Genomic DNA, 12,069 nt, shown 5'->3' on the forward strand with positions numbered 1-12,069 from the left:
CCGAGGCAGCATTACCGCGATGCTCGACGGCGGTACAGGTCCAAAATCGCGACATCCGGGAGACCACGAAGCGGCGCGGCATCCTTTGCGCTGTACCGGCCACCTCCGTGCGTTGCAGACTGCATCGGCAAACGCGATGAGTGGGAGGGGCGATTGCAAATCGAAGGCGCGAACATCGATCCCGCGGACGAGCGGTTCTGGGCCGGCATCCGCGCGCAGTATCAGGTCTCCACCGACTTCGTGAACCTGGAGAACGGCTATTTCAGCATCCAGGCCAAGCCGGTGATGACGGCGTTCGAAGCCTACAACCGCCTCGTCAACGCCGAGACGTCGCATTTCTACCGCCGCACCTACCCGGAACGGCACGAGGACATTCTCAGGCAACTGGCCGCCTTTACCGGCGCTGCCGAGGACGAGTTGCTCATCACCCGGAACACCACCGAGGCGATGAACATCCTGATCCAGGGCTACCCGTTCGCCGCCGGTGATGAAGTCGTCCTCGGCGACCACGATTACGACAGTGTCGTCGCGACCTTCGATATGGTCCGCGAGCGCAAGGGCCTGGTCATCGCCCGCGTGCGCCTGCCGCTCCACCCGCAGGACGACGACGAGATCGTCGGTCTCTACGAGCGCGCCATCACGCCAAGAAGCCGCGTCGTCCTGCTGACCCATATGATCCACACCACCGGCCAGATCCTCCCGGTCGCGAAGATCGCCCGCATGGCGCGGCGGCGCGGGGTGGACGTGATGGTGGACGCCGCCCATTCCTTCGCACAGATCGAGTACCGTTTCCCCGACCTTGCCGCCGACTTCGTGGCGGTCAACCTGCACAAGTGGCTCGGTGCGCCGCTCGGCGTCGGCCTGCTGCACATCCGCAAGGACCGTATCGCCGACATCGCGCCGCTGTACGGCGACGCGACCTTCGGCCCCGGCGACATCCGCCGGCTCGGGCATTTCGGGACCATCCCGGCGGGGCCGGTGCTGGCGATTGCCGACGCGCTCGCCTTCCATCGCACGGTGGGCGGGGCGAACAAGGAGGCGCGGCTTCGCTTCCTTCAGAACCGATGGGTGGATGCCGTCGCGGGATTCGACCACGTCGAGGTTCTCACCCCGCGTGCCGCGGAGCGGTCCTGCGCCATCGCCGCCTTCCGGGTGAAGGGCATGGAGTCGAAGCAGGTGGCGGAGCACTTGTTCCACGCGCATCGGATCTTCACGGTCGAGCGCACCATCGACGGCGGCAGCGGCGTGCGCGTGACGCCGCACCTCTACAACACGCCCTCGGATCTGGACCGCCTCGTCGCCGCGTTGAAGGATTTGCCCGGCTAGGACGGCGTCTCTTCGCCGTCCTTGTCCTCCCGCGCCCGCGCCTGTTCCTTGCGCTTCTTCAGGTTCTCGCGCAGGCGCTCGGCCAGCCGGTCCTGGCGTTCGGGGCTCTTGACCTTGCCGGATTTCGGGGCGTCGTCGGTCATGCGGCGCTCGCCGGGAGTTCGGCCGCGGCCGGGACCGTGTCCCAGCGCGCCTTCCAGGCTTGGAACATCAGCACCGCCCACAGCCGGTGCTGCCAGTTGCGGCGGCCGGACTGGTGCTCGGCCCAGAAGCGCCTGACGGTGGCGGCGTCCAGCACCCCGTCCTCGCGCAGCCGGCGCTCGTCCAGCAGATCCTCGGCCCAGTCGCGCAACGGGCCACGCATCCACTCCCCGATGGGCACGCCGAAGCCCATCTTCGGCCGCTCGATCATCGCCTTGGGCACGTGCCGGTACAGCACTTGGCGCAGCAGGTGCTTGCCCTGCCCGCCGCGGATCTTCTGGCTGAGCGGCAGGCGCCACGCGAACTCCACCACGCGGTGGTCGAGCAGTGGCACCCGCGCCTCCAGCGCCACCGCCATGCTGGCGCGGTCCACCTTGGCGAGAATATCGTCCGGCAGGTAGGTCGCGGCGTCCAGATACTGCATGCGCTCGACGAAATCCGGCACGGCGGCGCCGACGCGCTCGTCCCACAGCAGGCCGTGCGGCTCGCGCCCGCCCAGCACCAGCGCCTCGGGGTGATGCCACTGGCTGACCAGCCCGCGGTACAGCGCGTCGGCGTCGGCCGCACCCAGGATGCTCGCCAGCTTGTGCAGCTTGTCGCCGGCCAAACGCGGCATGCCCGGCAGGCGGCCGACCAGCGCGTCCCAGCGCCCCGGCGGCACCGCGCGGATCAGGCCCGCCGCCGCCCCGCGCAAGGCCCCCGGCACCGGCCCCATGGTCCGCCACAGCTTCGAACCGAGGAAATAGCGGTTGTAGCCGGCGAACAACTCGTCACCGCCATCGCCGGACAGCGCGACGGTGACCGAGCGGCGCGTCAGTTCCGACACCAGGAAGGTCGGCACCTGCGAGGAGTCGGCGAACGGCTCGTCGTACCACTCCGCCAGCCGCGGGATGACCTCCAGCGCGTGGGCGGGTTCGACGGTCAGTTCGGTGTGGTCGGTGCCGAGGTGCTGCGCCACCGCGCGGGCGTCGGCGGATTCGTCGAAGCCGGCTTCCTTGAAGCCGATGGTGAAGGTGCGCACCGGCCGGCTCGACTGCGCCTGCATCAGCGCGACCACCGTCGACGAGTCCACGCCGCCCGACAGGAACGCGCCCAGCGGCACGTCGGCCACCATCTGCCGGCCGATGGCGTCCTTCAGCAACGCTTCCAGCCGGTCGGCGGCCTCCGCGTCCGACAGATCCAGCCGGTCGGACAGGCCGGCTTGCACCGCCGCCTCCAGCGACCAGTAGGTGGTGCGCACCGGCTCGGCGCCGCCGCGGAAGGTCAGGATGCAGCCGGGCTCCAGCTTGTGGACGCCCTGGTAGACGCTGTGCGGCGCGGGAATATAGGCGAAGCGGAAGTACGCGGTCAGCGCGTCGCGGTCGATCCCGGCGCGGAAATCCTTGTGAGCGCGCAACGCCTTAGGCTGGGAGCCGAACAGCACCGTGCCGCCGAAGCGCCCCCAATAGAGCGGCTTCACGCCCATCTGGTCGCGCGCGAGATGCAGCGCCCGGTTCTGCCGGTCCCACAGGGCCAGCGCGAAGATGCCGACCAGCCGGCGCATCGTCGCCTCGACGCCCCAGGCAGACACGCCCTCCACCAGAACCTCGGTGTCGGAGTGGCTGCGGAAGGTCCGGCCCCGCGCCTCCAGCTCGGCGCGCAGATCCTGGAAATTGTAGATCTCGCCGTTGTAGGCGATGACCCAGCGCCCGTCGGCGGACTCCATGGGCTGGCGGCCGAGCGGCGACAGATCGACGATGGCCAGACGCCGGTGCGCCAGGGCGATGCCCGCCGCCTCGTCCACCCAAACGCCGTCGCCGTCCGGCCCGCGGTGGACGATGGTGTCGTTCATGCGGCGCACGGCCGCCTCCATCCCCCCCTTGTTAGAGAAAGGGCCAGGGGAGGCGCTCAGGAAACCGCAGAAGCCGCACAAAGCCGGCGGCCTTAGTGATCGGAGCGGTGCAGGATGGAGTCGCGCAGGCCGGTGTCGTACGCCACGGCGTCGGCGGTCAGCACGACGCCGCCGTCGATGGTGCGGACCAGCTTCTTGCGCTCCAGCACCACCCACACCGCCGGGTTGTTCAGGCCGGTGGCGTCGGCGCCAGACACCACGGCGTCGCCGAGGTGGAAATGGTTGCCATGCGCGTGCGGCAGGCTGGTGATCTTGAACGCGCCCGGCTCGCCATCGGCCGGCGCGTTCTCAAGCCGCGCGACCTCCTGGAGCAGCGTCAGCGTCTTCAGCTGAAGGGGGTTCAGGCCGAGGGGATTCTTCTTGGGGGGCATGGGTCTTTTCGCCGCCATGGGGATTCGGATCGGCAGTAGATCGGCTGATCCGCGGTGCTGTCAAGCGGCTGGCGTCCGGCGCCCGGCTGGGGCATAACGGCACGCGTCTGCCTTATAGGATAGTGAGCGACATGACGATCGTGGTCACCGGCGCCGCCGGCTTCATCGGTTCGCACCTTTCCGCGGCCCTGATGGCGCGCGGCGAAACCGTGCTCGGCATCGACAACATGAACGCCTACTACTCGGTGGCGCTCAAGGAGGCGCGGCTGGCTCGACTGACCGCCAACCCGGCGTTCCGCTTCGTCCGCGCCGACATTTCCGACCGCGCCGCCATGGAAGCGCTGCGGCCCGAGTTGGCCGACGTCACCGGCATCGTCAACCTCGCGGCGCAGGCGGGTGTACGCTACTCGCTGGAGAACCCGTACGCGTACGTCGAGGCGAACGTCATGGGCCACCTCTGCATGCTGGAGATGGCGCGCAACCTGCCGAACATCAGGAATTTCGTGTACGCGTCGTCCTCCTCGGTGTACGGCGGCAACAAGGAGCTGCCGTTCTCGGTGGACGACCGCGTCGACAGCCCGGTGTCCATCTACGCCGCCACCAAGAAGGCGGACGAGCTGATGAGCCACGCGTACAGCCACCTGTACCGCTTCCCGGCCACGGGGTTGCGCTTCTTCACGGTGTACGGCCCGTGGGGCCGCCCGGACATGGCGGCGTACCTGTTCGCCGACGCCATCCTCGCCGGCCAGCCGATCCGGGTGTTCAATTCGGGCGAGATGCAGCGCGACTTCACCTACATCGACGACATCGTCGCCGGCATCATCGCGGCGCTGGACAACCCGGCGCAGCCCGACGGCAATGGCGTGCGCCACCGCGTCTACAATCTGGGCAACCACAGCTCGGAGAAGCTCCTGGACTTCATCAGCGTGATCGAGCAGGCGCTGGGCCGCACCGCCGTCAAGCAGATGGAGCCCATGCAGCCCGGCGACGTGCCGGCCACCTACGCCGACATCGAGGCGAGCCGCCGCGACCTGGGCTTCGAACCGACCACGCCGATCAGCGTGGGAATTCCCCGCTTCATCGCGTGGTACAAGGACTATCACGGCATTTCGTAAGGCGTCCCTCCGTTGCCCGCACCCGCCCGCCGCAAGACCAGCATCCCCGTCAAGCCGTCCGCCCTGCGCCCGGCGCGGCCGAAGCTGCTCTATCTCGTCACCGAGGACTGGTATTTCTGGTCGCACCGCCTGCCCATGGCGCGCGCCGCGAAGAAGGCTGGCTTCGACGTGGTGGTGGCGACCCGCGTCGACCAGCACCGCGAGCGCATCGAGGCGGAGGGCTTCCGCGTCGTGCCGCTGTCCTGGCAGCGCCGCAGCGTCAGCCCCACCGGTGCCCTGGCCGCCATCCGCGAGATCGACGCGGTGTACCGCCGCGAGCGGCCGGCCATCGTCCACCACGTGGCGCTGAAGCCGATCCTGCTGGGCGGACTGGCCGCCATCGCCGCCGGGGTGCCGGCGGTGGTCAACGCGGTGACCGGCCTGGGCTCGGCCTTCCTCGGCAACGGCGGGCTGAAGGGCCGCGTCGCCGGCACGGTGATGCGCCCGATGCTGAGCATCGTGCTGAAGCGCCCGAACAGCCGCCTGATCCTCCAGAACGCCGACGACCGCGACCTGCTGGTGAAGCGCAAGCTGGTCGACCCGAACAGCGTCAGCCTGATCCGCGGCTCCGGCATCGACGTGAAGCACTTCGCCGTGCTGCCAGAGCCAGCAGAGCCGGTCACCATCGGCTTCGTCGGCCGCCTGCTGGAAGACAAGGGTGTCCGCCCGCTGGTCGAGGCGCATCAGGCGTTGCGCACGCAAGGGCTGGATTTGCGGCTGATCCTCGCCGGCACGCCCGACCCGGAGAACCCCACCTCCATCCCGCCCGCCGAGTTGGAACGCTGGAAGGCCCTGCCGGGCATCGAGCTGCCGGGCAACGTCGCCGACGTGCGCGAGGTGTGGAAGCGCGCCCACATCGCCGTGCTGCCGTCGCGGCGCGAGGGGCTGCCCAAGAGCCTGCTGGAAGCGGCGAGCTGCGGCCGCGCCATCGTCGCCACCGACGTGCCGGGCTGCCGCGAGGTGGCGCACGCCGGCGAGAACGCGCTGCTGGTGCCGCCGGACGATGCCGCGGCGCTGGCCGAGGCCATCGGCACGCTGGCGCGCGACGCCGAACTGCGCCGCCGCTTCGCCACGGCGAGCCGGAAACTGGTCGAATCCGACATGGCCTCGGAACGCGTCGGCGCCAAGACGGTGGAGTTGTACCGCACGCTGCTCGCCGGCCTCGCCAAGAAGATCGCGGCGTGACCGCGCTGGTCCCCCTGATGGTGCTGGGCGGTGCGCTGGCGGCGTCCTGGCTGCTGGTCGGGCGGGTAACGGCGTACCTGCGCCACAAGGCGATCCTCGACCACCCCAACGACCGCTCCAGCCACACCATCCCCACCCCGCGCGGCGGCGGCTGGGGGGTGATGCTGACCCTGCTGCCGGCCTGGGCGCTGATCGGCGGGGAGCATGGCGGGTTGCGTACGGTGCTGCCGATCCTGGCCGGGGCGGCGGCGCTGATGGCGATTTCCTGGATCGACGACCGGCGCGGCCTGGGGCCGGCGCCGCGCTTCATGACGCAGATCGCCGCGGTGGCCGTCGGCCTGGCGGCGCTGCCGGCGGACGGGCTGGTGCTGCAAGGGCTGGCGCCGCTGTGGCTCGACCGGGTGCTGGCGGCGCTGGCGTGGCTGTGGTTCGTCAATCTGTTCAACTTCATGGACGGCATCAACGGCCTGGCCGGAAGCGAGGCGGCGACCATCGGCGGCGGGCTGGCGCTGGTGGCGGGGCTTGTCGGGCTGAAGCCGGATCTTGCGCTGTACGGGCTGGCGGCGGCCGGGGCGGCACTGGGATTCCTGCGCTGGAACTGGGATCCGGCCAAGGTCTTCATGGGCGACGTCGGCAGCGTGCCGCTGGGCTACGCGCTGGGCTGGCTGCTGCTGACGGTGGCGGCCAGCGGAGTGTGGCCGGCGGCGCTGCTGGTGCCGGCGTACTTCCTGACGGACGCGACCTTCACGCTGCTGCGCCGCGCCGCCGAGGGAAAGAAGGTCTGGCAGGCCCACCGCGAACACTTCTACCAGAAAGCCACCCAGCGCGGCCGCAGCCACGCCGAGGTCGTCCGCGCCGTGCTCGTCGCCAACGCCGCCCTGGTGGTGCTGGCCGCCGCGTCGCTGAGCATCGGCTGGACGGCGCTGCCGGCGGGGGCGGCGGTGGTCGTGCTGCTGCTGGGGTATATGGTACGCCAATTTCCCTCTCCCCTCTGGGGAGAGGGAGGCAGGCGATGATGCGCGTCCTCGTCACCGGCGCCACAGGCTTCGTCGGCCGCGCCCTCGTCCCGCTGCTGCTCGCCCGCGGCCACCACGTCCGCGCCGCCGTCCGACGCGCCGACGCGCCAGTCCCCGGCGCCGAACTGACCGTTATCGGCGACATCGGCCCGGACACCGACTGGAACGCCGCCCTCGACGGCGTGGACGCGGTGGTTCACCTCGCCGCCCGCGTGCACGTCATGCGCGACACCGCCGCCGACCCGCTGGCCGAATTCCGCCGCACCAACACCGAGGGCACCCGCCGCCTCGCTGAATCCGCGGCCGAGCGCGGCGTGCGCCGCTTCGTCTATCTCAGCTCCATCAAGGCGGTGGTGGACGAAAGCCGGCCCGAGCCGGTGACCGACGCCACGCCCGCCGCCCCGCACTCCCCCTACGGCGTGTCAAAGCGGGAAGCCGAACAGATCCTCGAAACCCTGAGTGCGCGCGGCGTGCTCGATCCGGTGATCCTGCGCCCGCCGCTGGTCTACGGCCCCGGCGTCGCCGGTAATTTGCGCACCCTGTTGACGATCTGCCAAAAGCGCATCCCGCTGCCGCTGGCCTGGGTGGACAACCGGCGCAGCCTGATCTTCGTCGGCAACCTCGCCGACGCCGTCGCCACCTGCCTGACCCACCCCGACGCTGCCGGCAAGACCTTCCTGGTCAGCGACGGCGCGCCTCTGTCCACCGCCGACCTCGTCCGCCATCTCAGCGCCGGGCTGGGCGTGCGGCCCCGGCTGCTGCCCGCCCCGCCGGGGCTGCTGGCGCTGGCGGCGTCGCTGCTCGGCAAGCGCGACGCGTGGCACCGGGTAGGCGGTTCGCTGGTTGTCGAGGACACGAGCATTCGCGCGGCGCTGGGCTGGTCGCCGCCGGTCGCCGCCGCGTCCGGCTTGCACGCCACCGCCGAATGGTTCAAAGCTTTGCACGGCTGAGTGTTTTGCCAGAGTGTTTTGAAGGTCTCATGATGCGCATCCCGTCACCGCGGGCGTTCCTCGTCTACCTGCACGACCTCGTGATGACCGGCCTCGCCTTCGTGCTGGCGATGTACCTGCGCGTGGGCATGCTGGCCTTCGGCGGCTACGCCGACGTGCTGATGGTGGCGGCCCCCATGATGGTGGGCATCTCCGGCGTGGTGTTCGTGCTGCTGGGGCTGTACCGCGGCATCTGGCGCTACGCCTCGATCCCCGACCTCGTGCACGTCGTGCGCGCCGTCACGGTGTCGGTGCTGACCTTCGTGCTGGTCATGTTCCTGGTGACCCGCCTGGATTCCCTGCCCCGCTCGCTGCCGCCGATCCTCTGGCTGGTGCAGATCGTGCTGCTGGGCGGACCGCGCTTCGTCTACCGGCTGCTCAAGGACCGGCGCCTGTCGATCCGCGACGATCTGCTGGGCGTACCGCGCATCCCCGTGCTGCTGCTGGGCGTCGGCGACGCGGCGGAGCTGTTCATCCGCTCGCAGGCGCACGGCAACACCGCCTACCGCGTGGTCGGCATCCTTGACGACAAGAACCGCCGCATGGGTCAGGCCGTCCGCGGCATCCCCGTGCTCGGCGGCACCGACGATCTGCGCGGCATCGTCGAAACGCTGGACCGCAAGGGCGAGCGTCCGCAACGCCTGATCCTCACCAAAGGCCACGCCGAGGTGCCGGGCGCCGCCGTCCGCGCGCTGCTGGACGAGGCGGAGTCGCTCGGCCTCACCCTGTCGCGCCTGCCCAGCCTGACCGAGTTCAAGTCGGCCCTCGACGAGGGCAAGATCGAGGTGCGCCCGATCGCCATCGAGGACCTGCTGGGCCGCCCGCAGTCGGTGCTCGACCGCGGCGCCATCAGCGAGCTGATCGCCGGCCGGCGCGTGCTGGTCACCGGCGCCGGCGGCACCATCGGCAGCGAGCTGGTGCGTCAGATCGCGGCGCTGACCCCAAGCGACCTCGTGCTCGTCGATGCGGGGGAGTTCAACCTCTACAGCATCGACATGGAGATCCGCGAGCGCTTCCCCGAACTGGCCGTGCACGCCGTGCTGGCCGACGTACGCGACCGCGACCGCGTGTCCCGCCTGTTCCAGGACCACCGCCCGGTCATGGTCTTCCACGCCGCGGCGCTGAAGCACGTGCCGCTGGTCGAGGAAAACCCGACCGAGGGGTCGCTGACCAACGTCGTCGGCACCCGCAACGTGGCGGATGCGGCGCGGGCGTCGGGCTGCCTCGCCATGGTGATGATCTCGACCGACAAGGCGATCCGCCCGACCAGCGTCATGGGCGCCACCAAGCGATTCGCCGAGTCCTACTGTCAGGCGCTCGACGTGCTGCCGGGCCGCGACGGGGCGGCGACGACGCGCTTCATGACGGTGCGGTTCGGCAACGTGCTGGGCTCGTCGGGCTCGGTGGTGCCGCTGTTCCAGCGCCAGCTGGCGCAGGGCGGCCCGCTGACCGTCACCCACCCGGACATGCGCCGTTATTTCATGACCGTGCGCGAGGCGGTGGAACTGGTGCTGCAAGCCTCCGCCCATGGCGCCGGGCGCGCCGAGGAGCGCGGCAAGGTGCTGGTGCTCGACATGGGCGAGCCGGTGAAGATCGTCGATCTGGCGCGGCAGATGATCCGCCTCGCCGGCTACCGGCCGGAGGTGGACATCAAGGTCCACTTTACCGGCCTGCGCCCCGGCGAGAAGCTATTCGAGGAGATCCTGTCCGCCGCCGAGGCGCCGACGCGCACCGAGGCGGACGGCGTCTTCCTGGCTTCGCCGCGGGTCATCGACTACGCGCTGCTCAACCGCGCGCTGGGCGAGTTGGAGGCCGCGTCGCGCTCCGGCGACGCCGAGCGCGTGCTGACCATCATCGCCAACATCGTGCCCGATTTCCGCGCCGAGGCGGAGCCGCCGCGCGCCGATGCACAGGCCTGAATTTTTGCTGTTTTAGTGGTTGCGTGGTTCGAAAGCCTATCGTATAAACCGCGCCACCGCAGGACGGGGCTGCCGTAGCTCAGTGGTAGAGCACTCCCTTGGTAAGGGAGAGGTCGAGAGTTCAATCCTCTCTGGCAGCACCATTTTTCCCTCCTCCGCGGACATCGCGCGCCGGGTTTGGCAGCGCACCCTCCGATGAAATTTTGCGGCACACGGAACCTTCCACGCTGGAAATCCGTTTCGAGTCGCGCTCATCAAATGCACAGTGCATTCCTTTTCCGGCCGCCCCTTCCCCGCTGGCGGCCGGCCTTTTTCCGAGCCCGGCCTATGCTGTCTGGCACGGTTGTCACGCGGCGCAGCGTATGCTCTGCTTGACGGTATGCACTCGAAACGCTCCGTGTGATCCATGATCACGGTCACTCTCATCGAGGACGACGCCCTGGTCCGTGCGGGCACGGAGGCCTTCCTTCGGGCGGCCGGCTATCTCGTGATCTCCGGGGCGACCGGCGATGACCTCGTCTGGAAGATCACCGAATCCGGCATCCGCCCGGACGTGCTGCTCTGCGATTACCGGCTCGGCACGGCGACCGCGCTGGACGCGGTGCCGGAGGCGATGGACGTCATCAAGGCCAAGGTGCCGGTGATCATCCTGACCGGCGATTCGTCGCCGGAGGTGAGGGAGGCGATCCAGGTGCGCGGCTGGCACCGCATGCTCAAGCCGTACACCCCGAACGAGTTGCTGTTCATGCTCAGCCAGATCGAGACGCGGGTCGCCTGACCGGCGCATGGAATGCACCCAACATCCCCTATAACCCTATGGATACGCTAACGCCTTCGGCTTATCCCCACAATCTGTGGATAACCCTGTTGGCGAATCTCGGGACGAATCACTGTCCCTGTGACAGATAAAGGACCATGGACCCCTTGCCCAAAACTTAGGCTTACCAAAAAATGGCAGATTCGCTGAGATTTTGCGGCATTCGCACACATTTTGGGCTGCAATTTCGGGTGTCGGCCCCGCTCGGCGGTGTCAAGCGAACGTCTCGGCAACCTGTGAACAATTCGCCGCAGGGTCGAGCGATTTGGGGCGTGCATCGGTTATTGCCTGCGTGCTAGGAACGCCCGGCATCCAGCCCCTCACGATGTGGAACGGCCATCAGCGCCGGGGAGCGCCGCCTTGGCTCCATCGATCTACAAGCCCTACAAGGTGCAGTTCAGCCGCATCACCAGCGGCCTGCGCGGCCGCTCCGAGCGGGACACGCACGTCGAGCGGCTGAAGCGCTTCATCTCCGAACAGGGCATGGCCGGCGAACTTCACTCCATCGGCCCATCGGGCGCCTTCGGCATTCTGGAAATCCTGTGCACCGAGCGCCTTGCGCGCCGCCTCAGCGACATGAGCGAGGTCGAGGTGGTGCTTGAGGGGTGAGAGCCCTGCCCCCCCCTCCCCGGCCACGCTCACACCAGCCGGGCGTTCAGCGTGATCTCCGTGCCGGCCAGCGCCTTCGACACCGGGCAGTTCTTCTTCGCCTCGTCGGCCTGCTGCTTGAAGGCGGCCTCGTCGATGCCGGGGACCTGGGCTTCGCAGTCCAGTTCGATGCGGGTGATGGCGAAGCCGCCGCCGGACTGCTCCAGATGCACGCGCGCGGTGGTGTGAACGCGGGTCGGCACGTGCCCGGCCTGCGACAGCCCGTGCGAGAACGCCATGGAGAAGCAGCCAGCGTGCGCCGCCGCGATCAGCTCCTCGGGGTTGGTGCCCTGGCCGCTCTCGAAGCGTGAGGGGAACGAGTACGACCCTTCGAAGGCCCCGGACCCCAGCCGCATGGAACCCTTGCCGCTCTTCAGATCGCCACGCCATTCGGCGTCGGACGTGCGCATCACCATGGTGTGCCTCCCTCGCGTTGTTCGTTTACGGCGAGGAAGCTAGGGCCGCGAGCCGGCGCTCCAAGGGGAGCGCACAGCGCGACTGGGCCGTTGAGGCCTCTCGCGCAAACCTTTGGTTTGCACTGGCGGCAGGCGG

At 69.3% G+C, this 12,069-nt stretch carries 12 protein-coding genes and 1 tRNA gene; 9 read left to right on the plus strand and 4 right to left on the minus strand.

The genetic code is table 11. The annotated features are described in order from the left end of the window. Positions 1-153 precede the first annotated feature (153 nt). A complete protein-coding gene (locus tag ACSVDD_RS13220; protein ID WP_448189830.1) occupies positions 154-1,326 on the plus strand; it encodes an aminotransferase class V-fold PLP-dependent enzyme in 1,173 nt (390 codons plus the stop codon). On the opposite strand, the gene ACSVDD_RS13225 is transcribed toward ACSVDD_RS13220, so the two are convergent. The 3 genes from ACSVDD_RS13225 to ACSVDD_RS13235 are packed head-to-tail and all read right to left on the minus strand — an operon-like array spanning position 1,323 to position 3,789. Beyond that, entirely contained in the window at positions 1,323-1,469 is a 147-nt protein-coding gene (locus ACSVDD_RS13225; RefSeq protein ID WP_448189831.1) for a hypothetical protein, read from the minus strand. The genes ACSVDD_RS13220 and ACSVDD_RS13225 overlap by 4 nt on opposite strands. Next, complete coding sequence (asnB, locus tag ACSVDD_RS13230; RefSeq protein WP_448189832.1) at positions 1,466-3,439, minus strand: asparagine synthase (glutamine-hydrolyzing); 1,974 nt, start codon at positions 3,437-3,439, stop codon at positions 1,466-1,468. Before asnB ends, ACSVDD_RS13225 begins: the two co-directional genes overlap by 4 nt. 11 nt (positions 3,440-3,450) lie before the next feature. Then, positions 3,451-3,789 (minus strand): hypothetical protein, encoded by a 339-nt coding sequence (locus ACSVDD_RS13235; RefSeq protein ID WP_448189833.1) that lies wholly within the window; start codon positions 3,787-3,789, stop codon positions 3,451-3,453. 131 nt (positions 3,790-3,920) lie between these two features. On the opposite strand from ACSVDD_RS13235, the gene ACSVDD_RS13240 reads away from it, so the two are divergent. The 8 genes from ACSVDD_RS13240 to ACSVDD_RS13275 all read left to right on the plus strand — a co-directional run bounded on the left by ACSVDD_RS13240 (position 3,921) and on the right by ACSVDD_RS13275 (position 11,478). Then, positions 3,921-4,904 (plus strand): NAD-dependent epimerase/dehydratase family protein, encoded by a 984-nt coding sequence (locus ACSVDD_RS13240; RefSeq protein ID WP_448189834.1) that lies wholly within the window; start codon positions 3,921-3,923, stop codon positions 4,902-4,904. Positions 4,905-4,916: 12 nt separating this feature from the next. Further along, entirely contained in the window at positions 4,917-6,128 is a 1,212-nt protein-coding gene (locus ACSVDD_RS13245) for a glycosyltransferase family 4 protein (RefSeq protein WP_448189835.1), read from the plus strand. Beyond that, positions 6,125-7,144 (plus strand): MraY family glycosyltransferase, encoded by a 1,020-nt coding sequence (locus ACSVDD_RS13250; RefSeq protein ID WP_448189836.1) that lies wholly within the window; start codon positions 6,125-6,127, stop codon positions 7,142-7,144. The genes ACSVDD_RS13245 and ACSVDD_RS13250 overlap by 4 nt, the downstream gene beginning before the upstream one ends. Continuing rightward, entirely contained in the window at positions 7,141-8,094 is a 954-nt protein-coding gene (locus tag ACSVDD_RS13255) for a UDP-glucose 4-epimerase family protein (RefSeq protein ID WP_448189837.1), read from the plus strand. Before ACSVDD_RS13250 ends, ACSVDD_RS13255 begins: the two co-directional genes overlap by 4 nt. 32 nt (positions 8,095-8,126) lie before the next feature. Continuing rightward, a complete protein-coding gene (locus tag ACSVDD_RS13260; protein ID WP_448190066.1) occupies positions 8,127-10,052 on the plus strand; it encodes a polysaccharide biosynthesis protein in 1,926 nt (641 codons plus the stop codon). 68 nt (positions 10,053-10,120) lie between these two features. After that, positions 10,121-10,195 (plus strand) — tRNA-Thr (locus ACSVDD_RS13265). A 263-nt stretch (positions 10,196-10,458) separates the two neighbouring features. Further along, on the plus strand, positions 10,459-10,830 hold the full coding sequence (locus ACSVDD_RS13270; protein ID WP_448189838.1) for a response regulator: 372 nt from the start codon (positions 10,459-10,461) through the stop codon (positions 10,828-10,830). A gap of 399 nt (positions 10,831-11,229) precedes the next feature. Then, positions 11,230-11,478, plus strand: coding sequence for a hypothetical protein (locus ACSVDD_RS13275; protein ID WP_448189839.1), 249 nt, complete (start codon positions 11,230-11,232; stop codon positions 11,476-11,478). A 29-nt stretch (positions 11,479-11,507) separates the two neighbouring features. Here the strand turns inward: ACSVDD_RS13275 and ACSVDD_RS13280 are convergent, their stop codons facing one another. After that, positions 11,508-11,933, minus strand: coding sequence for an OsmC family protein (locus ACSVDD_RS13280; RefSeq protein WP_448189840.1), 426 nt, complete (start codon positions 11,931-11,933; stop codon positions 11,508-11,510). Positions 11,934-12,069 lie beyond the last annotated feature (136 nt).

The organism is Azospirillum terrae, from assembly GCF_053470425.1.